The sequence below is a fragment of the Rubripirellula reticaptiva genome, assembly GCF_007860175.1.
GTDB classification, from domain to species: domain Bacteria; phylum Planctomycetota; class Planctomycetia; order Pirellulales; family Pirellulaceae; genus Rubripirellula; species Rubripirellula reticaptiva.
The window spans coordinates 169820-194243 of record NZ_SJPX01000004.1; the positions used below are offsets into that span (position 1 = coordinate 169820).

General features: G+C 53.3%; 11 protein-coding genes. 5 read left to right on the plus strand and 6 right to left on the minus strand.

Annotation, left to right across the window (positions count from 1 at the left end):
- Window positions 1–11: 11 nt before the first annotated feature.
- The 5 genes from Poly59_RS17725 to Poly59_RS17740 form a co-directional block, all read right to left on the minus strand.
- On the minus strand, window positions 12–1514 hold the full coding sequence (locus Poly59_RS17725; protein ID WP_146535464.1) for a vWA domain-containing protein: 1503 nt from the start codon (window positions 1512–1514) through the stop codon (window positions 12–14).
- A gap of 801 nt (window positions 1515–2315) precedes the next feature.
- Complete coding sequence (locus Poly59_RS17730) at window positions 2316–2990, minus strand: hypothetical protein (RefSeq protein ID WP_146535465.1); 675 nt, start codon at window positions 2988–2990, stop codon at window positions 2316–2318.
- A 379-nt stretch (window positions 2991–3369) separates the two neighbouring features.
- On the minus strand, window positions 3370–4614 hold the full coding sequence (locus Poly59_RS17735) for a DUF1559 domain-containing protein (protein WP_146535466.1): 1245 nt from the start codon (window positions 4612–4614) through the stop codon (window positions 3370–3372).
- Window positions 4615–4693: 79 nt separating this feature from the next.
- The gene (locus Poly59_RS29650) at window positions 4694–4855 is read right to left on the minus strand and encodes a hypothetical protein (protein ID WP_186776359.1); all 162 of its coding nucleotides are present in this window, start codon (window positions 4853–4855) and stop codon (window positions 4694–4696) included.
- A gap of 477 nt (window positions 4856–5332) precedes the next feature.
- Complete coding sequence (locus Poly59_RS17740; RefSeq protein ID WP_146535467.1) at window positions 5333–6499, minus strand: AraC family transcriptional regulator; 1167 nt, start codon at window positions 6497–6499, stop codon at window positions 5333–5335.
- A 186-nt stretch (window positions 6500–6685) separates the two neighbouring features.
- Between Poly59_RS17740 and Poly59_RS17745 the strand changes: the two genes are divergently transcribed.
- The 5 genes from Poly59_RS17745 to Poly59_RS17765 all read left to right on the plus strand — a co-directional run bounded on the left by Poly59_RS17745 (window position 6686) and on the right by Poly59_RS17765 (window position 23720).
- Window positions 6686–7822, plus strand: a complete 1137-nt coding sequence (locus tag Poly59_RS17745; RefSeq protein WP_146535468.1) for a Gfo/Idh/MocA family protein — start codon at window positions 6686–6688, stop codon at window positions 7820–7822.
- Window positions 7823–7937: 115 nt separating this feature from the next.
- The gene (locus Poly59_RS17750) at window positions 7938–12302 is read left to right on the plus strand and encodes a PVC-type heme-binding CxxCH protein (protein ID WP_246151745.1); all 4365 of its coding nucleotides are present in this window, start codon (window positions 7938–7940) and stop codon (window positions 12300–12302) included.
- An 897-nt stretch (window positions 12303–13199) separates the two neighbouring features.
- Window positions 13200–13799 (plus strand): ECF-type sigma factor, encoded by a 600-nt coding sequence (locus Poly59_RS17755; RefSeq protein ID WP_146535470.1) that lies wholly within the window; start codon window positions 13200–13202, stop codon window positions 13797–13799.
- Window positions 13789–17097 (plus strand): protein kinase domain-containing protein, encoded by a 3309-nt coding sequence (locus Poly59_RS17760; protein WP_146535471.1) that lies wholly within the window; start codon window positions 13789–13791, stop codon window positions 17095–17097. The genes Poly59_RS17755 and Poly59_RS17760 overlap by 11 nt, the downstream gene beginning before the upstream one ends.
- A gap of 437 nt (window positions 17098–17534) precedes the next feature.
- A complete protein-coding gene (locus tag Poly59_RS17765) occupies window positions 17535–23720 on the plus strand; it encodes a Calx-beta domain-containing protein (protein WP_146535472.1) in 6186 nt (2061 codons plus the stop codon).
- 186 nt (window positions 23721–23906) lie between these two features.
- Here Poly59_RS17765 and Poly59_RS17770 read toward each other — a convergent pair whose 3' ends face one another.
- Window positions 23907–24155: a hypothetical protein gene (locus tag Poly59_RS17770; RefSeq protein WP_146535473.1), complete on the minus strand. Its 249-nt coding sequence runs from the start codon at window positions 24153–24155 to the stop codon at window positions 23907–23909.
- Between the last annotated feature and the right edge of the window lie 269 nt (window positions 24156–24424).

A 24424-nucleotide genomic window follows, 5' to 3' on the forward strand; every position in this document is an offset into this window, starting at 1 on the left:
TAGCAGCAGCGTTACTTGGATGAACTCGAACCCGAACTCGTGTCAGACTTCGAACGAGTTTTGCTGCCACCGAAGATGTAGTCCATCATGCCACTGCTTTGTTGGGATTGGATTTCATTTTGCTTTCCTCGCATGACTTTTCGACTGCGATTCCAGTCCTTGTTCTTGACCAGTTCTGCACTGTCGCGATTGTAATTCATGTTCATTTCAAGCTCGGGTAATACGCCTAACGCATCGTTTTCTTGGCACTCTCTCATCACTTCTTCTAGCGTCGCGGCATTGCTGGTCAGCAGTTGTTGCGCCTCCTCGATCTGTCCTGCATCCCGTAGCGCCGTGGCACGAACGTTTTTTTCATTGGCGATTTGTACGCTGCAATAAGCGTACGTTTCATGGTCGCGATGGGCTTTGACTTCCGCGATATCGCGAGTGTATTTGACGCCCACGTCGGTCTTGTAGCTTGCGGACGATCCGTTGATCATATCCTGGTAGTCGACGTTGACTGATAATAGATTTGCTTGCTTGGCATTCTCAGCCGAATCCACTTCGACTTCCAGCACAAAGTAACGTTCTTGGTTGGAATACAGTTGGGCAAGCGGAAGGTAAACGTCATGACCGACGATGTCAGCTTTGGTGCCCAATACACGAACTGGGCGCACGCCGTCGTTCGTCGTAACCTTAATTTTGAAGTCACTTGCAACGACGCTCATCAAGTCGTTGAATTCATTGTTGAATACAGCGACTAGGTCTTGTGCTTCTTCGACGAAAATGTGGTTTCCGCTGCCCGTTGCCGCCAAGCCACTCATCAAGTCTTCGTTGTAGCCGAGTCCCAGTCCGAGCGTCGTAACACTGATGCCTTCTTTGACTAACGATGCGCCGAGACGCTCCAATTCACGTGGGCTGCTTGGTCCGATGTTGGCTTGCCCATCGGAAAGCAGGATCACTCGATTGACGCTGCCGTTGGAAAGGAATTTTCGAACTTCGGCGGCCCCTTTCGCGACGCCTGCAAACAGCGCGGTGCTGCCGTCGGCCTTGATGGAACGAATCTTCGATTTGATCAGTTCCCGATCGGACGCCTTGGTGGCGGGAACTAGTACGGTAACGACCGAGTCGTAAAGCACGACGGACACAATGTCTTGGTTTCGCAATCGATCGATCGCGGCGATAGCGGCATTTCTGGCTTGCACAATCTTGCTGCCCTGCATTGATCCACTGGTGTCGATCACGATGGCGACATTGACCGGAGGTGCGGCGGGCGCTTCGGCTGGTTCGCTGCCTGTCAGAGTGATGCGGACATAGTTAATTTCGTTTTTGCCTGACAACATGGTCGGGTTTGACAACCGAACTTGAACGTCGACAGAGTTGGCTTCCTTGACCTGTTCACTGCTGCTGTCTTGGTTGCCTTTTCCTTCACGAGCGTTTAGGGCAGGGAAGATCTGGGCATTGGCAGTTTGAGAGACGATCACGCACGTCAATGCGATCAGGCTTAGGTGGCTGGTTAAACGAAAAGTTTTCATCGCTGGGTTCCTTTAAAACGGACGAGAGAGGTTTGACTCGTCCATTGGACGATGATAAGTGGTTTCAAAGGTGCGAATGATTTCAAAACAATGTAAAAGAAATGTCCTGAATCGTTAGGTTTGCGAATTGCGTGCGATTGAGGTGCACCGATATGGCCGGACCAAAACCCACTCGCAACTGCCGATCCATTACGGTTCAGTCTTGCTTTGATGTGGATGCAGACTGAATTGAGAGCTTTGGCGATGATGCAAATCGCTTGCGACTGTGACGCCGCGCTTCGCGTTGCCAAGGAAGTGGCAGGCAGACGCGGGAAGTGCCCCTAGTGTGGCGGAGCCATCCTGATCCCTGAAGTCGCGTAGAAGTCGAAGAGGTGGTCGAAGTTGCTGAAGTCGACGAGTCCATCCGTGTCTTTGTTTGGGCACTGCCGAAGCCGTTAAGCCCCCAAGTCCTCTGTTTGATTTCCACCGCCTGCTTTGTTCGTAAACAATTGTCGGGAAAAGTGCTGGCAACTCCGGCGATGCCGTTGGTTGTGTCACGCAGTGCGACGCATTCGGTGATGCCGTTCCCGAATGATTCTGGCTATCCGAGTTGCTGTCGTGGTGGACGTCTTCTCGTTGATTTGAACAAGCAATCATCATCAGCCAAGCAAAGTAGCTTTCACGATGTGTCTGCGGTTGTGATGCCTTATTGCCAGCCTCATTCGCCAATTTGTTTTTGTGTGCACGATTCGTGCTCTGTGCCCCTCGTTTCATGCGTTGAGTTTGCTGGCGAGACGCAATAACGATGGCATCGGTTTTTGGCTATCGCAACAGATGCCCATCTTCAACAACCGTTGCGACGAGCGAATGTTCGACGAACGTTCCCGACAACGTGACAGGATCACCGCTACGAAGATGTTGGACTGATCCAGAGCTGTCGCGGTTGAATCGGAATAGTGCCGGCGTCTTGAACATTGACTGAGCTGTCTTGGCTTGGTTCTCCACGAGAGACACGGTCACTGCAAACTCGTCAGTCGGTTCTTTTGAGTTGACCACTTCATCGACATAACCTTTCCAGATCACCTGTCGCCCTATTAGCTTACTGACTAGGCGAGACCGGTCGTCTGCCTGCAACGTAGCATCCGTCACTTGGTGTTGAAATTCGGAAAAATTCAAGACTAGGTTGGGCTGGTGGGCCGTCGTTTGATCTTGAATTGTCGGGGGCTCGAGAGAAGGTCCGTCCGAAGCTACTGTGTTTCCTGCTGCGCGTGAAAGCACGACGTTCACGGTCTTCGGCTCGCGATCAGATACAAGCATCGTAAACGCGGAGCCCGCCAGCCCAAGAATACCGGTTACCAGCGCGGCCAAAACGTTTCCGTCACTTAGCCATGATTTAACGCGAGTGAGCGTTCCTTGGCTTGGATGGACGGTTTCAGTTTTCGCTGCGGTAGAGTGATCCGCATCATTCTTGGGGTGTGTCTTGTCGGGGCGGTGCATCGCGTCACATCTCCTGGGATCGAATTGCCGTTCCAGAACTTTCCAGTTTTGGATCTGGCGCTAAGTCGCTTGTTGTTCATAGTGAATCTCAATCGAATCACGCAATATCGACCGAATGGCGGTGCGCGGGTGATCGCTCCATAGCAAACGTTTGCAATCACAGTGCCTTCTGCATCGACGGTTTTGGTACCCGAAATGGTTTGTGTTTTCTTACGGATTCGGTGATCCGATAGAGCACTTGTTTGGATCTGTGATTATTGCAGGCACCGTCAAAGGCAAGCGTGATGGCCGTTTAGTAAAAAGCCTCGCATAAAATTTTCATGCGAGGCTTTTCGATTGTGAAACAGTTGGCAAGCGAATTTGCCGTTGCGGTCAATCTCTAGAAGGATTCGTCGATCGTTTCGCTTGAATCTTTCGATCCCAGTGCTCCCCACAATCCGTACGGGCTTGCGCTGCCTGGCGGATTGGAGCTTTCGGTGGTGTTGTTTTGGTACCACACCGTTTCTGCACGTGAATTGCCCGCGTCAATTGAGTCCGTGATGAAAGTCACCGCACCGTCACACATCAAGATGTGCGCACCACCTTGGTGACGACTACTTGCGGGAATGATTCCCTGAGTTCCGTGGTTTCCCCCCAAGCACACCTCGCTGTTTGGCGTCAGGATTGTGTTGAACTGAGTGTAGAGCGGACGGTAGTCCGCCCAGCGACCGCCACGAGTCACGGCGTTTGCGGTAACGGTTGTACCGGTAGCCCAAAACCGAGGACGAAGCGGATCGATCAGACCAGCGTCTTCGCAGGTCTTGGGGTTCAACATTGTGCCCTGGCCCCAACCCGCCGCGTTATTCAAGCCGCCTTGGTTCTGGGCAGCCGCAGTTCGGATGTCTCGGTCGCCCAAGTCGGTGCAGATCTCGCCCGCCGCGATCGTGTTGGACAGCCCATCAAGAATGTCGCGAAACTTCGACGACTTTCTTGGCACGAATGCGCCACGCAGTGAAGCTCGGCATTGCCTCACCAACCAGGCCTCGTCTTGGTAGCGCCAGCGACCTTGGCCGCCGTTGAAACGTGAAACGCCAAGTTGGCTGCGGCTGGTGGCATCGCCGGTGCAGGCAGCGTAGTTGGTTCGGCCGACGGTCGGCAGTCCGCTACCTGGATCGCTTGGGCAACGGTACATCGGGATGTCGCTGGCCCAGGGTTTGTAGCGGATTGCGTAGGGAGCTGGTCCGCTCGCTGGCCACGATTCGCCTTCTTCGTCGACAGATGGATTCGAGATGTTTTCCCAAACGGCTTGCTGTTCCATGAATGGCAAAATGCCAACCAAGTAGCTGAGCATGTGACGCGAGTATCCCTGCGGAGGGCCTGCTGTCGGTCCGGGATTGTCTGCATCTGCCCACGCATCTGCTGTCTCGTTCGTCCCACCGGTGCCCTGCATCGGCATCTGCTTGTAGGCCGAGTGGTAATTGTGAATTGCCAATCCCACTTGCTTGAAGTTGTTGCTGCAGCTCATTCGGCGAGCCGCTTCGCGTGCCGCTTGGACCGCGGGTAAAAGTAGTCCCACTAAAACGCCAATGATTGCAATGACCACCAATAGTTCCACCAGCGTGAAACCTGAACGTCGTCTAGCCATGATCTGTCTCCTAAGAAAAGTACGAACAGAGTCGGACGAAGTAATCTTCGTCCGGAAATTTTCACTCCGTAGCCGATGGCTACTGTTCTTCGTTCCCGCCATCGGTCTCTTCCAGCGAAGCTTCGTACGCAGCGATGTCGTCTTCGCTGGTCGTAACCGGTACCGGCTCGTTCGAGGTTTCGCATCCGGTCGAGCAGGCGAAGCCAACCAAAAATAGAGTCAGCATGCAAAAGGATCTCATGAAAATTCCTCGAGAAAAGTGCAGTGAAAATCGCTGAAAAGGTCGACACGCCGGTCGACATAGCCCTCTCACTATGGGGGTTCAGTTTTTCAGAAACAACCGAAATGCAAGAGATGCGGCTGAGAAAAACGGATTTTTCGAGAAAATTGAGATTTTCGCCGATACCTTTGAGAGCGGTTTTGGTTGGTTGCCGGACGAGATTGCCGAGACTACCCACGTTGTCGGTTGTGCCACGAATTCGTGGTTCGCAGATACGAGGTGTGTTGTTGGCGGCTGGTCATCGATGGCTGGCCGCTGGCAAGGGGCGACGTTGCATGCGATACACGGCAATGGACCGGAGATGATTTTGCCAGCGGAAGTCGCGGAAGTGCAGTGTCGAGTCGTTTGTGAAATAGACCCAGGCCACCAGCCACTTTTCTAGCCACATTTCTTCTCGGCGATGGGACAAGACGAGCTGCAACGAAGAGCGTGTGCCGCTCAGTTCTCGTAGTGCTTGCGGGCGTTTCGGCGGTAGGTCGCCGGCGGCACGTCCATTTCGCGTCGAAACGCAACGCTCATGTATTCGTGGTTTTGGAATCCGCATCGCTCGGCGATCTGCAGCAAGGTTAGTTCCGTTTCGATCAACAACTGTCGCACACGGTCGATTCGTCGGCGAACGATTTCTTGGTGGGGTGTGCGGCCAACGATTGCCTGAAAACGATTTTCGAAAACGCGGCGAGAGAGCGGGATCGACTTCAATACATCTTGAACATTGATTCCTTCGCAGCAATGGTCGCGGATGAATCGAACCGCGCTCGCGATATGAGGATCTTCAATCGCTAAAACATCTGTCGATTGACGCGTGGCGACGCCAAGCGGTTCCAGGAGTTTCGCTAACGGTTTTACCGTTCCGCCTTTCATCAGAATGTCCAACATCGCAGCGGCTTCACGGCCTGTTTGGTAAGCCGCCGGAATCACGCTTGAGAGTGGCGGTGTGCACAGATCACAAAGAAGTTCATCATTGTCGACACCAAGCAGCGCGAGTTCCATTGGAACCTTGATGCCGAATTCACGGCAAACGTCCAAGACTTGCTGCGCCTTGATGTCATAGCAAGCGAGGATCCCGGTGGGGCGTGGCAGCGAAAGCAGCCAATTCGCCATTCGATTACGCTCGCGTTTGAGTGAGAGTAATCTTGTTGGGCTGGTCTTCGGCGTAAAAATGCTGCACGAATAGCCTGCCGTTTTGACGCAGTTTTCGAATGCCTGTTGTCGTTGGGTTGACCACTGAAATTCCAACTCACCGCAGAAGGCAAACTGTTCGAACCCTCGTTCGCGAAAATGCTCGAATGCCATTTTCGCCACCGCGGTGTCGTCGGTTTCGACCCAGGGAATGTTGGGAACCTTGCGGGCCGCACTGACGTCAACCAATGGAATCTTTAGTTTGCTAACCACACTCGCAATCTCGTCATTCTCGATGCGTGCGATCAGGCCGTCTCCGTCCCAGTTTTTTAACCACGAAGGCGGCGGGGCGCCGCGTTCTTGTTCGATCAAGTGGATCGACCAGAGTTCGTGCTCGTGGATGTACGATGCGATACCGCTGAGCAAGCCTCGCGCGTAGGCGTTCGATGTTTCAATGAGTAACGCGACGGATTTCTGCTTTGTCATGATTTCGGAGTTTACCTGAGTTAAGCTCATCGACTGTGTAAAATTTCACATAAAGCATTCGCGTTTTCGCATTTTTTTCCTGGTCGGCAAATCTATACTCCGGTAACAATACAAGTCACAATTGCTTCGTGCGAAATGCACGAAATTACAGACCCGCAGTCTTTTCAGAAGTGGAACGCAAGAAGAATGAACGATCGAAAAGTCAGAATGGCGATGGTGGGTTTGGGGTTTGGATCTGAATTTATTCCTATCTATCACGCTCACCCAGACGCAGAGGTGATTGCGGTGTGCCGTCGCAACGAAGCCGAAATGAATAAGACGGCGGATCAGTTCGGTATCGAACGTCGGTACACGGACTTTGAAGCGTTGTTGGCTGATCCTGATATCGACGCCGTGCATATCAACAGTCCGATCGGTGACCACGCTTGGATGTCACTGCGTGCGCTCGATGCGGGTAAGCACGTGATGTGTACAGTGCCGATGGCAACGACGGTTGAAGAATGCCGCCAGATTGTCGAGAAGGTTGAAGACACAGGGCTGAAGTACATGATGGCCGAAACGGTCGTCTACAGTCGCGAATTTCTGTTCATCAAGGACATGTACGATCGAGGCGAGCTTGGCAAGATCCAGCACTTGGCGGCCTCACATCCGCAAGATATGGATGGATGGCCCGACTACTGGCAAAAGATGGTGCCGATGCACTACGCGACCCATGTCGTCAGTCCCTGCCTTGGTTTGGTCGATGGTCTCGCCGAATATGTCAGTTGTTTTGGTTCGGGGGCTGTTCGAGATGACATTGCAGAAAAATCAGGTTGTCAGTTCGCAGTCGAAACCTGTCATATCAAGATTCAAGACACGGATTTGACGGCGCATGTTTGGCGAGCGCTGTATGACGTCGCGCGTCAGTATCGTGAAAGTTTTGACGTATACGGAACGAAAAAGAGTTTCGAGTGGACGCTGATCGAAAACCAGCCTCACGTCTTGCACACTGCCAAAGAGCCCGAATCTGAGATTGCTCAGCCGATCGAAGTGCCTGACTTTGCTGACCGATTGCCTGAGTCGATTCGCCGCTTCACGCAGGCGCAAGAGATCCACGATGCCGATCATCTTTCGTTCGTGCAAGGCGGCGGACACGGAGGGTCGCATCCTCACTTGGTCAACGAGTTTGTTCGTGCGGTGCTGGATGATCGAGCACCCCGACCCGATGCGGTTACGTCTGCCAATTGGACCTGCGTCGGTATCTGTGCGCACGAGTCCGCGATAAACGGTGGTCAAATCGTGCGACTGCCTGAGTTTACGTTGAAGCCGAGTGTGCGGGTTTAATTAACGGGCTCGTCCTCTGTATTTGATTGGCCTCGTTGTTCAGCCAGTTTTCTGGTTGACGCGAAGTTAGTGCGCCCGTTCATTTGTTTGATTCTCTATGAAAAGTCAGCTCACCATGAAGTTTCTTGTTGCCATCGTGTTCGCATTGTCTGGTTTGCTGATGGCTCTTTCGCCATCGGTCGGTCATTGCGAAGACATTCGTGTTTTGTTCTTGGGTGACAGCGGTTCGCACCAGCCGAAAGTTCGTTTCGACGAATTGCAGCCGATTCTCAACGCTCGCGGCATTAAGATGACGTACACCGACCAGGTCGCGGACGTGAACTTGGCAAAGCTGAAACAGTTTGATGCATTTGCGCTCTACGCAAATATCGACGAGATCGATAAGGGCAGCGCCGATGCGTTGCTTGACTACGTTGCTGGTGGTGGCGGTTTTGTTCCACTGCACTGTGCAACGTTCTGTTTCCGTAATCAGCCTGAGTTGGTGGCCTTGATGGGAGCCCAGTTTCAGCGTCACGGGACAGGAGTCTTTCGCGCTGAAGATTCAAAGTCAGGTCACGAATTGATGTCGGGGTTTGGTGGCTTTAAGAGTTGGGATGAGACTTATGTGCATCACTTGCACAACGAAAAAGATCGAACCGTGCTGGAGTACCGAGTCGACGCCGAAGGGCGTGAACCGTGGACCTGGGTTCGCACTGAAGGCGATGGCCGCGTCTTCTATACCGCATGGGGACACGACGGCCGGACGTGGACAAATCCTGGTTTTCAAAACTTGGTAGAACGCGGCATCCGTTGGGCCACGGGCAACGATCCACAAGCCGCCGGTGACTATCTTTCGGACCGTCCGTTCGACGTACCGAACACAACCGAGATGCCCAAGGACTTAAAGCCTTTTGAGTACGTTGATGTTGGCGGGCAAATTCCCAATTACACGCCATCGAAAGACTGGGGCGTCCAAGGCGAACCGCTCAGCACGATGCAGAAACCGGTTGAACCGACCGAGTCGCTCAAGCACATCGTTGTTCCCGAAGGCTTGCATGTGGAACTGTTTGCGTCCGAGCCTGATTTAGGTGGCAAGCCGATCTGCATGGCGTGGGACGAACGAGGGCGATTATGGGTCGCCGAAACGGTCGACTACCCCAATGAATTGCAGCCTCGCGAAACCGCACGTGACCGGATCCGGATTTGTGAAGACACGACCGGCGACGGCAAGGCTGACAAGTTTACTGTCTTCGCAGAAGAGCTGAGCATTCCAACCAGTATTGCTTTTTCCCGAGGCGGCGTGATTGTTCAGAACGCTACCGAGACGCTGTACCTGAAAGACACCGATGGCGATGACAAGGCAGACGAACGCCGAGTTTTGATTTCGAACTGGCAACTCGGCGACACTCACGGTGGTGTCAGCAATTTCCAGTACGGGTTGGATAATTGGATCTGGGCGATGCAGGGCTACAACCAGTCGCAGCCAATCGCGGATGGAAAGCAGCAACAGAATTTTCGCATGGGCTTTTTTCGCATGAAGCCGGATGGCAGTGAAGTCGAATTCATTCGGTCGACCAACAATAACACCTGGGGCCTTGGGATAAGTGAAGAGGGGCTGATCTTTGGGTCGACCGCTAACGGCAACCCCAGTATCTATATGCCGATCGCCAACCGCTATTACGAACAGGTTCGCGGTTGGGCGACATCGCTGACTTTGTCGTCGATTGCCGACACGAACGACTTCCATCCGATCACTGACAAAGTGCGCCAAGTGGATCACCACGGTGGCTACACCGCGGCGGCTGGGCATTCGCTCTATACCGCCCGTGAATATCCCCAGGAGTATTGGAACCGAGTCGGATTTGTTTGCGGACCGACTGGTCACTTGGTTGGCTCGTTTGTGTTGGACGCCAAAGGTAGTGACTTCAGCTCGACAAGTCCGTTCAACTTGTTCGCCAGTGACGACGAATGGACCGCGCCAATCATGGCCGAAGTCGGGCCTGACGGACAGGTTTGGGTGATCGATTGGTACAACTACATCGTCCAGCACAATCCGACGCCTAAAGGGTTCAAAACGGGCAAGGGAGCGGCTTATGAAACGGAGCTGCGAGATAAGAAACACGGACGAATCTATCGTTTAGTCGCCAATGATTCTAAGCAAGGTCGGACACCAGACTTATCCAAGGCAACGCCCGAGGAACTGGTCAGTGGACTTGCCGATCCGACCATGATCGTTCGCAAGCATGCCCAGCGATTACTGGTTGAACGTGGCGAAGCCGACGTGGCTGAGTCTTTGTTTGCTCTGATTCAATCCAAATCAGTTGACGAAATCGGACTGAACGTGGGCGCTATTCATGCGCTGTGGACGTTGCATGGTTTGGGATTGGTCGATGGATCTCGCGATGATGTGAACGAAGTGGTGTTCGCTGCTCTACGGCACCCGTCGGCCGGTGTTCGTCGCAATGCGTTGCAGGTGCTGCCGCCGATCGGGGCATCGATCGAAGCGATCAGTGCTGCAAACGTCCAGCGCGACGCCAACACTCAGGTTCGTTTGGCTGCGGTTTTGGCGATCGCTGATTTGCCTGCGAGTGATCGTGGTGCCAAGCTCGTGCTTGACGTGATTAGCGATCCAAGTGCGATGGCAGATCGCTGGATCCCAGACGCGGCAACCAGTGCAGCGGCTCGCAACAGCGGCAGTCTATTGACGTCATTGGCCAGTGTCGTTGACCCGTCGCCGCGTGCGATTGAAATCGTCGGCCGGGCGGCGGACCACTATGCTCGTGGTGATGATGTCCAGGACGCGGCTGGCTTGTTGGCCAGTGCCGCCGAAGCTGATCCGCGTTTGCTAGATGCAGTCGTCCAGGGTTTCGCGGTCGGTTTTGGCTCGGCCGGAAATGATTCCGGACAGGTTCAGTTGACCGACGCTGTCGAAACTCGTTTGGAAGAAGCTTTGCCGAGAGTTGAATCGGGAACGCGTGGAATGATGGTCAAGCTGGCGACCCGTTGGGGCAGCAAGCGATTTGCAAAATACGGCCAAGAGATTGCTGATTCAATGCTCGCCGTGGTTCGTGACGAATCGGCCGCAGATCAAGATCGGATCAACGCGGCACGGCAACTGGTTGAGTTTATGCCCGGCGATGCCGGCGTCATGGTTTCGCTGTTAGATGAAGTGAATCCCCGCACGCCACCGGCGGTTGCGATGGGGATCATTGAATCGATGGGGGCTAGTCGTTCGGACTCGCTTGGCGACGAAATCGTCGATCGGTTCTCGGGTATGACGCCGACGCTGAAAAAGTCAGCGATCGTGCTGTTGCTGAAGCGTCCCGCCTCGACACTCGCATTGTTGCGTGGGATCGAAACGGGCACGGCCACGTTCGCCGATCTTGCGCTGGACCAAAAACAGGCTCTCGCATCGCACTCGGATCGAACGATTCGTGATCTGGCGACCAAGTTGCTCAAACAGGGTGGTTCGCTGCCGAGTGCGGACCGCATGCAAGTTTTGGAAGAATTATCGTTCGTTGCCAATACCAAAGGCGATACGGTCAAAGGAAAACTTGCCTTTACGAAGCATTGTTCGAAATGCCACATGCATTCCGGCGAGGGAGCGACGGTCGGGCCTGATTTGACTGGCATGGCGGTTCACCCCAAGGAGGAGTTGTTGACTCATATCCTTGACCCCAACCGCAACGTTGAAGGCAACTTTCGTGCCTACAGCGTGCTGACTTTGGACGGCGTCATCATCAATGGGATGTTGGCATCCGAGTCAAAGACTTCGATTGAACTGTTTGATACCGAAGGCAAGAAGGTAAGCGTCTTGCGGGACGACATTGATGAATTTCGAATGTCGACCAAGTCGATCATGCCCGAGGGATTTGAAAAGACGATGACGCCCGACGAGCTGACGGACTTGTTGGAGTTTCTCGTCAAACGTGGCAAGTTCGTTCCGATCGACTTGAGCAAGTCGGCAACACTGCCGAGTGATCGGAGTCTGTTTGCCGACCGAAACAATCGCGCGGAACGTTTGGTGTTTGCCGACTGGTCGCCCAAGACCGTTGCCGGTGTGCCGTTTCAATTGATCGATCCTCGTGATGGATCGGTTCCCAACGTGATCGTCTTGTTTAGTCCGAATGGTGAAATCAGTCGGGCGTTGCCGAAATCGGTATCGGTTGCCTTTAACGGACCAGCCAAGGCGATCCATTTGCTCAGCGGAGTCGGCGGTTGGGCGTTTCCGTATGGAGCGAAAGACGTGGTCGCGTTGACCGTTCGATTGCACTATGCCGATGGCGAGCGCGAAGATCACGACCTACGCAACGGAAAAGAGTTCGCCGACTACATCCGCCGCGTCGACGTTCCGGATTCGCAATTTGCATTTGATTTGCGAGGCCAACAAATCCGCTACCTCGCCATTCACCCAAAACGACAAGAATCGATCACCAAGATCGATTTCGTCACCGGGCCGGGCGTCGTGTCGCCAGTCGTGATGGCGATCACTGCCGAATAAATCGGCATAGTATTGGAGCATTACGCAACAGTCGCGAATCGCGACTGTTGCGGTGCCGTCATTGAGTCGGTCCTAAGACATTACGTCTTTTGTCTTGAAACTGTTTGTAGGTGACGAGGCACCGAGTCATGAAAAGATTCTTGCCGTCAATTAATCACCAACCGCTCCGCGGTTGTTCATCGTACTGCTGATGCAGGCGTTTCATTAAGTTCGCCACTTTCACTCTTCTCGATGATTTGCTGCAGCGTGGTGTCTCCGTTCGCAACGACGTTGTCGTCTTTGTATTGGGCAGGTAAGCGGACAGTGTTCGAGTTGGTCAGGGTTTAGTCTGCTGGAGATTCAAAGTGAATCTGTCACCGCCAAGGCGGGCACGAGCTTCTGTCACAGTCCCTTGGCTGCCAGGTTTTTGACGCATTGGTGATGTAAACGGTGACGGCGAAATGATTGTCGCCGGCGGTCACTGCATAGATTGTCAGGGGCCTGATTTGATGGGCAAGTCGGTGCCTGTCCCGCTCATGAATCGGTGATGCTAACTGCATCTGCGGTGTGGCTGTGTAACCTCCCGTTCGATTTCTTTCTCTCCTGGAGGACGAATCTGTCACTCGCCCCTGGACGCTGCTCCACCAAGTTTCGCAAGATCCCCACCATGGCGGTTGCGACGATTATATTGGCCGAACCGAGTAGATCTCGCGGCAATGTTCTTGGCTATCTAGAAGAGTCGCAATCTTTTAGGCCAACCATTGCTTGACCATTGCTTGACCATTGCTTGACCATTGCTTGACCATTGCTTGATCATTGGTTGATCATTGGTTGATCATTGGTTGATCATTGGTTGATCATTGGTTGATCATTGGTTGAATCGATCGCGAATCAGGTAATCACATCCTAACGGCCCCGATGACAAACGAATTCCAAGAAGATGATGATTCACTCGCTATGCATCCGATCACGGAAATGATGCGTTCTGCGGGTGCCGACAGCGAACTGGCCAACCGCCTGTACATGATGCTTCGCAAAAGACTACTTCGCAAAACGGACGCAAAACGCAAACAGCTTGGTGCCGGCGACTCGCTCGAGGGCGACTTTATCCCCTATCGCGTATTCTTGAAATTGCTTGAACAAGACCCTGAGTCTTGGAACGATCGCACGCACATTCTGAACTGCGCCGCGCAAAGCATTGGATGGCGCATTAGCAATCATCAAAAACGCAAACGGTCGATTAAGCGAGGCGGTCAGGCAAGAATCACGTTTCTTTCGGGATCGGATGTGCGCGATCCTCATGGCCAAGACTTGCAAGCCAAAATCGTTGCGGAAGAAACGATCGCGCGCCTCACCGACGCAGATCCCGAAATCGCTTTGATCCTCGACATGAAATACCGATCCCGTTTGCAGCATCTCGAAATTGCCAGGGCCCTTGGGATGACCGTCGATCAAGTGGATTATCGCGTCGCGAAGTCGCTGCGATGGGCTGAACGGGAGATTTCGAGTGACCAGTGACATCGGCTCGAATCGCAGCAATGGTACCCCGATCGAGCCTTCGCGACTGGAGCAATGTCTCGACGCAATTCTCGGTGCTGGCCCCAGTTCGTATGAACGCATTCTGTTTGATTTCTTTCCCGACAACAGTGATCTGAATCACGCGAAGTTGCGCGCACTCGTCCGCAGCATGACCGAAGGCTTTGACTTTATCGCCGATCTTGATCCCGACGATCATGGATCGGCGAAGTTAAACGCCAATACACTTACTGTCACGGTCGATAGCCCTGCCGGTGGATCATCAAATTCGCTGCACTCAAGCGATTCGACACTACTTGGTACGGACCCTCGCTATTTCAGTCACTTTGAAATCGTTTCGCGACTCGGGCAAGGTGGAATGGGAGTCGTTTATCACGCGTTGGATAGCAAACTCCAGCGAGAAGTTGCACTGAAGCTGATTCACCCACTTAAACGGGAAAATCCTGAATCAAAACGCCGGTTCCTGAACGAGGCCAGAGCCGTCGCGGCGTTGGACCATCCCGCCGTCGTCAGGATCTATGAAGTCGGCGTTTTCGACGATACACCGTTTTACGCGATGCAATTGGTGGACGCGGATGATTTGTCGAAGTGCATTCGAGAGTCATCCAGAGCGGTTCCCGATCGTGGCGAGGTGCTTTCCCGCACTCGTATTGTTGAGAGGGTCGCCCGGGCGGTAGAACACGCGCATCATTGCGGCTTTTTGCATCGCGATATCAAACCCTCGAATATTTTGATCAGGCGTTCAGACCAATTCGCGATGCTGACTGATTTCGGTTTGGTAAAACGCCTCGACGATACCTCCGATCTAACGATGAGTGGGGCCGTTGTCGGGACGCCCAATTTCGCAGCGCCGGAACAGCTCGTCGGCTCGAGTAGAGCGGACCACCGCGCGGATATCTACGGATTGGGCGCAACGCTCTATGCCGCACTCACGGGGACAATTCCGTTCGGATCGAGCAGTTTTCCCGAAGTGCTATACCGCGTTCAAAACGAGTCTCTTCCGCTGCTGCGTAGTGTCAATCGCAACGTCTCGGAGGATCTCGAAACCATTTGCCACAAGGCGTTAGAGAAGGATCCCGCAGATCGTTTCAACACCGCGGAGGAGTTCGCCGACGAACTCAATCGCGAGATCAATGGACTGCCGATTCGTTCGCGCCGAACAAGTGCATTCGGAAAAGCCTACCGCTGGGCACGCCGCAACCGCATTCGCACCGCAGCGATTGCTTTGACGACTTCGTTCATCGTTTTGTCGACGTTCTTATACCTGACCCGACCCGCCAACCTTGTCCTTCAAATCACGCCCGCCATCGCCACGGTCACCCTTGATCAACAACCGCTCTCATTGATCGACGGAATGGCTACATCGTCCGGCGACCCCGGCGACAGGGTGCTGCGGATTGAGGCTGACGGATACGAACCTTTTCAGGAAACGGTTGCGTTACGACGAGGCACATCGTCGACTGTCACGAGCAACGTTCAACTGGTTCGGTTGATGGGTCGCCTTGAAGTTGATTCCATCCCGCTGGGTGCGGAAGTCGTGATTCGCTCGCCGACCGGCGAGAGAATCGCCAAGGGACGAACACCCTTTCGCTCGCCCGAACTGCCCAGCGGAGATGCGATTCTCTCGATCGAGAAACCGCTGTTCAACAAAGTCTCGCAAGAAATCCGAATCCCCAAGGCTGGAAAATCGGCAACGATCGCAACCGTTAAACTCGAATCGCGGTTTCCGCCTGAATTGGGATCGCCGATCATGGCGGAGCGATTGGCGGAACTTTCCCAGCCGTTTGCTGACCCCATTCGTTTTGATGGAATCTCGCTAGACGAACTGACCACTCGCATATCAACCCTTAGCGGGCTTCCGGTCACCATCAATCAGTCAGCGTTAAAAGCGATTCGCGTAAACCCAAAAACGCTCAAGCTAACGTTCGTCGCGATTTCGCTGGCTGATCTGTTTGAGTCTCTTCAGCCGCACGGCTTGACGATGGTTGCACAAACTTCCTCCGAGGGAACGAATTGGTTGGTAACGTCGGTTGAGAATTCGGAGCGAACGCTGTTTCGCGCCATCTACTCACTCGAATCCTTGCGTGTTCAGTCGACGCCCACCCAGCTCTGTCAGTTATTGATGAATAACGTTTCGCCCCACTTGTGGGAACATCTTGGTGGACCCTGTGCCGCAACACAGATTCCCAGTCATCAGGCGATCGTTGTTTCGGCAGACATGGACACCCACCGGCAAATTGCCAACTACCTGACGGGCTTGTCCAATCTGTTCGATCGAAACGTGCGTTCGGACAATCTGCTCAGCGATGCATGGTCCGACGGGATCGCGGTCGGTGACTATTCGAAAATCGAAGAAGCGTTCCCACTTGAAATCGACACGGATGCGAGAGAATTACAAGGCCATCAAAACCACATCCTAACACTGTTGTTCTTAGACGACAGTCGTCTTTTGAGCGGTTCTGCCGATGCGACCATCCGACTCTGGGACGTCGCGACGGCCAAGCAAGTACGTCAATTCACACCTTCGAAGTTGCGTGTCAATTGCCTCGTCACGGTACCGGGCTCTCCCGACCAGTTCATTGCGGGAGACGGACGCGGCAATCTCACTCGCTATGACGCGAAGGATGAGAAGTCAATTTCACAGCAGCACCGCCACAACGGCGACGTCACCTGCATGGCGTTCACGGGCGATGGTCAAACGCTTGTGAGCACTGGGTCGGATGGTTTCGTCATCCGTTATCAGATGCCAAATTTGGAATATGACATTCACGGATATATGTACGACACCAGTACGGATCTTGTCTGCTACAACGATGAAACTTTAATTATCAATAGCGTCGGTCGCGAGCAAGTTTGGAGTGTCGATGCCGCAAAGATGCAAGTCACGCGTCCCATCGCCACACGAGATCCCATTGGGAGATTACTCGTCGTCACAGACGCTGGTCAGCGGACGCCGATCTTATTGGTCGGAGGCACCCGTCTTGCATCGTATCGCGGAGCGAATAACGGGCTGACCGCGGAACCCTTTCCATCGAGCGTTCGCGCGATGGTGGCCTTTCCCAATCATCAATCCTTCGCGACTTATCATCGTGATGGCCGAGTCGTTTTTCGCGATATCGTCACGCTCAAGCCGACGGCGCTACTGCGCTTGCCCGAAATCTCAGGCCACAACGCCATCGCCGTTTCTCCCGATAAAACCAAACTAGCCGTTTCATGTTGGAGTCCCTCGGGTTCGCAAGTTGAGCCAATGATTTTTCTTTACGACCTTCTTTGGCAATAAGTCGTAAGTGTGTCGTCACTTCGATCGAACGCACTGAAACTCACGACTATTTCATCTGTTTCCTTATTTTGAGTCCGGATCGGTCGCCCAATCGCTGTTTCGATTCACAGAGCGGTTAATCTCGCTACGAAACACGCGTCCTACGAGCGAGGCATCAATGCCTGCGTCCACCAATATCGTCCAGTACTCCAGTTGTTAGTCGGCGAAAGATGGCAAGGTTCGGATGTCGCTCCACGGAGTCTCATGCCCCGGCGCCGATGTAGACTCGCGCCAAAAAACCATCCTCCAGCAAGTCACTCTCGGTTTAACTAAACTGCTCAACCACGGATCACTCCGTAAGCGACTTGTGAGCACTAAGTCTAGTCTCCGTCAACGTACCGCAGTTGCGTATTTTGCGAAACAATTTTCACAATGCCTTCCAGCAATGAGCCCAGTGAATGAATTTCAATGATTCGTTAAACGAAGTAGATAGCCACACGGGCTCGAGCAAGAAGCGATCGAAAGTCAATCGACGCCGCCGTTTGGGAAATCGTCTTGCCACGTTTGAGCGTTGCGAACCGCGTCTTCTCCTTGCGTCTGATCCGTTTGAACCCAACGATAACGCCGCGCAAGTTGGCGCGGCGACCGCGGGCACACTCAACTCACCGAATTTCGGCGTCCTGACACAAACACGACGCATCCAGCACCTGAGCCTTGACGATACGCAGGATTGGTTTCGGTTCGAGACGATGGAGACGGGAACGACACACGATTGGTTGCGCATCGACTTTGCCCATGCCAACGGAAATCTTTCATTAGAACTCTGGGACGACAACAACAATCGATCAGCTTTCTCATACAACAACTCCTCAAATTTTGAAAACATTTCCCTGGTAGGCAGGCCTGCCGGTGTCTACTTCGCGAGGGTCGTCGGCAATGCCAATCCAGACTACACGCTAACGATCGATCCTCCGGGCAACAGTGTTGATGACCCGTACGAACCGAATGACTCGCACCTCCAGGTCTCGCTTCAGTCGCCTGATCCTGTTGCATCACCAAACCTCGGTGTTCTAGGCAGCAAGAGAATCATCACCGACTTGCGACTGGAGGATTCGCAGGACTGGTTCCGGTTCGAGACTACTGCCACAGGCACCACGGCGCATGAAGTCCGCATCGACTTTGTGCACGGCAATGGCAACCTTGAGCTCGAACTTTGGAACGACGACAACGTTCGCTTGGCTTTCTCATACAACAACTCCTCAAACTTTGAGGACATTTCCCTGTCGGGTAAGCCCGCCGGAGTCTACTTCGCCAGGGTCGTCGGCAATGCCAACGCAGACTACACCCTGACCATCGAACCACCGACAGTCGCGGGTACTTCACAACCGGAATTGGAAGTGAGCTCAGACGGTGGAGCTATTGTTGACGGCAGCACGGAGACACTTTTCATTGGTAGCGCAGGATTGAATCAGACCGGACCAGTCACGGCGATTCGCGTTGCAAACAGTGGTAGTTCACCACTACGTACAAGTGACCTACGCATTCCTGAAGGGTTTTCGCTCGTCGGTGCGCTCAGCGAAAGCATACCCGTGGGCTCGTTCGATACTTTCTCGATCAGGCTTGATTCAACGGTTCCAGGCACACACTTTGGCGAGGTTTCGTTTGCAACAAACGACAGTGATGAGAACATTTTCAACTTCGCAGTTGAAGGAACCATCACACCAACGACGGACACTGACAGCGGTGATATTTTCGAGGATAACGACAACTATTTTGATGTCACCCTGTTGCCACCCGGCGCCCCCAACTCACCGAATTTCGGCGTCCTGACACAAACACGACGCATCCAGCACCTGAGCCTTGACGATACGCAGGATTGGTTTCGGTTCGAGACGATGGAGACGGGAACGACACACGATTGGTTGCGCATCGACTTTGCCCATGCCAACGGAAATCTTTCATTAGAACTCTGGGACGACAACAACAATCGATCAGCTTTCTCATACAACAACTCCTCAAATTTTGAAAACATTTCCCTGGTAGGCAGGCCTGCCGGTGTCTACTTCGCGAGGGTCGTCGGCAATGCCAATCCAGACTACACGCTAACGATCGATCCTCCGGGCAACAGTGTTGATGACCCGTACGAACCGAATGACTCGCACCTCCAGGTCTCGCTTCAGTCGCCTGATCCTGTTGCATCACCAAACCTCGGTGTTCTAGGCAGCAAGAGAATCATCACCGACTTGCGACTGGAGGATTCGCAGGACTGGTTCCGGTTCGAGACTACTGCCACAGGCACCACGGCGCATGAAGTCCGCATCGACTTTGTGCACGGCAATGGCAACCTTGAGCTCGAACTTTGGAACGACGACAACGTTCGCTTGGCTTTCTCATACAACAACTCCTCAAACTTTGAGGACATTTCCCTGTCGGGTAAGCCCGCCGGAGTCTACTTCGCCAGGGTCGTCGGCAATGCCAACGCAGACTACACCCTGACCATCGAACCACCGAATTCAAGCAATGTGCTGAGCTTGTCTACTTTGACGCAATCAGTGAATGAAAGCGATGGGTCAAATGCCGGGACAGTGACAGTAGGTCGGAGCGGTTCTACTGCGTCACCGTTAGTCGTCAATTTTCATAGCTCGGATGTTACTGAACTTAGAGTCCTGGGAAGCGTTGAAATCCCAATTGGCTCGCTGACTGCTCCAGTTTCAATTGATGCGATCGCCGACGGAGTCGTCGATGGTGATAAGTTGGTAACGATAACGGCGTTCGCTCCTGGTTTTCAAAGTGCGTCGATACCGATCACCGTCGAGGACAGTAACTCTTTAGAAGCGTCAAGTGTCAGCATCGTCAGTACTCCGCAATCAATCGACGAGGGTGACACTGGCTCAACAATATTTGACTTCACCATTTCGCGAATGGGAGACTTGAGTTCCGCCTTATCGGTTGATTATCTTGTTGTGGGAACAGGGACAACGCCGGCAACCGCAAATGACTTCGTTGGCGGTTTCCCCACCGGAACGACCTCTTTTCTCGCAAATGAATCAAGCAAAACTCTTGCGGTAGAAATCCAGGGTGATTTGAACGAAGAGAGTGACGAATCCTTCGTTGTTGTCTTATCGAATGCATCAGGCGGTACGAGTATTGCGAATGATACTGCGACCGGCGTCATTTTGAATGACGACACGGTCGTGATAGAACCAACTGTGGTATGGACAACCGCTGGTCAAGTTTTTGCCGAGAGCGCAGGAGCAATCACGGTCACAGCGGAGTTGTCTGCGGTCTCAACAAGCGATGTAATTGTCCCATTTACAGTCGCTGGTTCGGCGGCAAGTTCGAGCGACTTCACGATTTCTGCTAGCCAAATCACGATTAAAGCGGGTGACACGACCGCCGAAATTGAGGTTAACGTGATCGACGACACTGACTCGGAAGATAACGAGACGGTTGTGTTGACGATGGGAACGCCTACTGGGGCAACGCTCGGCTCAACCAAGGTGCACACACTCACGATTAGCCAAAATGATCAGCCGAGCGTCAGCATCTTCAGTACTTCCCAATCAATCGACGAGGGTGACACTGGCTCAACACTATTTGACTTCACCATTTCGCGAATGGGAGACTCGAATGCCGCCTTCTCGGTTGAGTATATCGTTTTGGGAACGGGGACTACGCCAGCAACTGCAATTGATTTCGTAGGCGGTTTCCCCGTTGGAGCGATCTCATTTCTCGCAAATGAATCAAGCAAAACGCTTGCGGTAGAAATCCAGGGTGATTTGAATGAAGAAAGTGACGAATTCTTTGTTGTTGTCTTATCGAATGCATCAGGCGGTGTGAGCATTGCGAATGATACTGCGATCGGGATCATCAAGAATGACGACTCGACTGTGATCGAACCTACTGTGGTATGGACTACCGCTGGTCAAGTTGCTTCGGAGAACGTTGGAGTAGTCACGGTCACAGCAGAGTTGTCTGCTGTATCAACAAGTGATGTAATTGTCCCCTTTACTGTCGGTGGGACAGCGGAGAGTGCGAGCGACTTTACGATTCCTGCAAGTCAAATCACGATTAAAGCGGGTGACGCGACCGCCGAGGTTGCGGTTAACGTAATTGACGATACTGATCCGGAAGGTAACGAGACAGTTGTCTTGACGATGGGCACGCCTACTGGGGCAACGCTCGGCTCAACCAAGGTGCATACACTAACAATCAGCCAAAATGATCAGTCGGCTTCGGCTGAGTATTTTGAGGATTGGGAAACGCCTGACGATACCGCCGGCTGGACAGAAAACCTTGCTGGAGCGGAGATTGAAGTTGTAAATTCGGGCGGAAATCCAGGCGGATACCTGAGGTCATATGGTTCGTCTGATAGCAGCATCCTTTATCAGTCATCGGAATTGACAGGAAATCTCGGAGCTCGAGTATCGACAATTTCTTTGGACGTTCGATTTGAATCTGGTTCTTTTGATGCCATTTGGTTGCGTCTACGATACAAGGACAGCAGCCACAATGGCTGGATGTTCCCCTTAACTTCCGATTTTCCGCTTCTACAATGGCGGACAGTTTCGGTCACGTTCGATCCGAACTGGACCGATTCGCAAGCCAAAGCGGCTGGTTGGATCCAAGAGCCCTTCACGCCAAGCTTTGCCGAAACCGTGGCGGATGTTTACACAACGTCTGTTCGTATCTCGGGGAATGGTTTCCGGGATTTGGGGATCGATAATTTTCGTGCAAATAACGATGGTGATACCACACCACCAACGGCCAGGATTTCCGCTATCAGCCCCAACCCTCGACAGACCGCGGTCGACAAAGTGCAAGTCGTCTTTAGTGAAGCTGTGGTGGGTGTCGACATTAACGATTTCGACCTAAGGCTTGATGGAATTGCAATTCCTTTGACGAGTCTCACTTTGACCAACGAATCATCAAATAGCTATTCATTAAGTCTACTGGATGTGACTGCATCACCGGGAAACTACACATTATTGCTGTCCAGTGCAGGTTCCGGAATTCAGGATTTCGGAGGAAACCCGCTCAACATGGATGCCAGCGTTTCTTGGGCGATGAACACGCCGCCGCTAACCCTGCTTGATTTTGGTGACGCTCCGGCAACTTATCCTGTGACACTTGCTCGCGATGGCGCCCGGCATTCAGTGGGCTCGCTATTCCTCGGCAGTGGCGTGACGTCGGAAGTGGACGGGCAATCCAGCTTGGACGCTGAAGCCGACTTTGGCGATGATTCCATGCTTGTCATTGCCAATTTGGTTTCAAGCGACGTTGCGACCAAGTCCAGCTTCGCGATTTTTTCCTCTGGACCAGGTAAGCTCGATGGCTGGATCGATTTTAATCTTGACGGTGACTGGAACGATGCGGGCGAACAAATCCTGACCTCGCTTGATGTAAACGCGGGCCAGAACCGAATCGGGTTCACAATTCCGGCTGGCGCGACACCCGGCACATCCGTGGCACGGTTCCGGCTTTCTTCCCTGGGTGGATTAGCACCGACGGGAGAGGCTGCCGACGGTGAAGTGGAAGACTATGCAATCGCGATCCTTGACGGTGGAGCCTCGCCCGATGTCTCGGCATTGATCGTCGACGACTCGGCGTACCTCAGTATTGCATCCGGAAACATCCTTTTCCGATCCAATTCAACGGAGTTGCTGAGCGTTCCGGTGGTCAACGCGGGCTCGCTGCTCATTGAGGGGACCTCGGCGGACGAGTCTTTGACGCTTGATATTGGAAGTGGAATTGGTATTCCCGGCGGTGGTCTGCAGATTCGCGGTGGTCTTGGGGTCAACACTCTAATCATCAAGGGGAATGGTGGAACAATCGACCTTACCGATCCCGGTTTGAACGTGAGTCGCTTTTCCCATTTGGATCTTTCGAGTTCGGGTGCCGACACAATCGTGATCGACGCGAATTTTGTGGCGAGTCAATCACCTACTGAGCTTTTGCTTACCATTTTGGCGGGACAGGAAGATAGAATTACGGTCGCTGGCGTTGAGAGCTGGCGAATGTCCGAACCTGTGACCAGGGCTGGCAAGTTCTTGCTGACTGCGAATCAGCCTACGGCGGGAAGCGAACGTATTGAAGCCGAATTGCCGCATCCTTGGCAGAACTTTCTGCAGCCCGGTGACGTCAACAATGACGGCTCGATTACGGCATCCGACGCACTTCGAATCATCAACGAATTGGGACGGCGAGCACATTCAGATCGAGACACGCAATTCCTGCGGGATCCGTTGTCGATCGGTGCGTGGCCCGGCGTGTATTTTGATCACAATGGCGATGATAGTGTCACGGCGTTGGATGCCTTGCGGGTGATCAATGATTTGGCTCGAAATCGAAACTCAACTGGACAATCCGCTGCGGGCGAGGCGTTCGCTCTACCCAAAATTGCGATAGAGTCTGTCAGTTTTTCAGCTCTCGACAGATCAGCTTTTGACGGCACGCTAAAAAATCGTGTGCGGTTGATCGGTGAAACGCAGCTAACTACTGTTGCGTCGGTCATCACGCCCGAGTGGGTTGTGCAGGAACCTACTACTGACGATAGCGAAATTGACGCGATTGCTCTCTCGGTTGACCAGCTGATGAGTGACGAGTCATTTGTTGATCTAATTCTTGTCGGGTTCGCCAGGTAGCCGATTCTTGCACCTGGCGAGCGGACCAAGGATTTGCAGCGTCGTAGCCGTCTTCGTCCAAGGGTGCATCGGGTCGTAACAAGACAATGTTTCGAGTTTGTCTGGACCAAAAACGACCAACAGCGGTGATTCTTTCTGCGACGGATCGGACCATTCCATCGTCGGCGACGATCTCGGCGCCTTGGCCTATCCGAAACGAGTCACTTTGGGCGAGCTGTCGACACGACCTCTAGCCGCTTCGGCTTGGTCATCAGAAGTTGGCGTCGGTGTAATGAGGTCTGTGCCGCTCAGTGCAAGATCATTCGACGGCGCGACGTCGTCGCGGTTGGCGTGAACGTAGCCGTCGTTATCCGGGACATTTCTTCCGTCACAGTAGTCGGATTTGATCGGATCGGTGTCACCAACTTCAGCCAAAAAGGATGCTGGTCGTAACATCTTTGTAGTGTTTGCTTTGATGGTTTCACAGGTCGATCGCGCAGCGCGAATGAATTGGAGCCGACGCCGATGGAGCGTTGGCAACCGACTGCTGTGCACTGATAAACTCGCCAGATTGCCATTTGTGTCCAGAAATTCGGCGATGGCAGACTCGGCGCTGTAGTGTTCATCGATTTGTTCGGACAGCACCCACCCGCGAGCAGAGTTCTGGTTCCAGTTGCTCTGATTGCAATCGGCGGTTCAGTTCAACCGTAGGACGTTTACTTTTT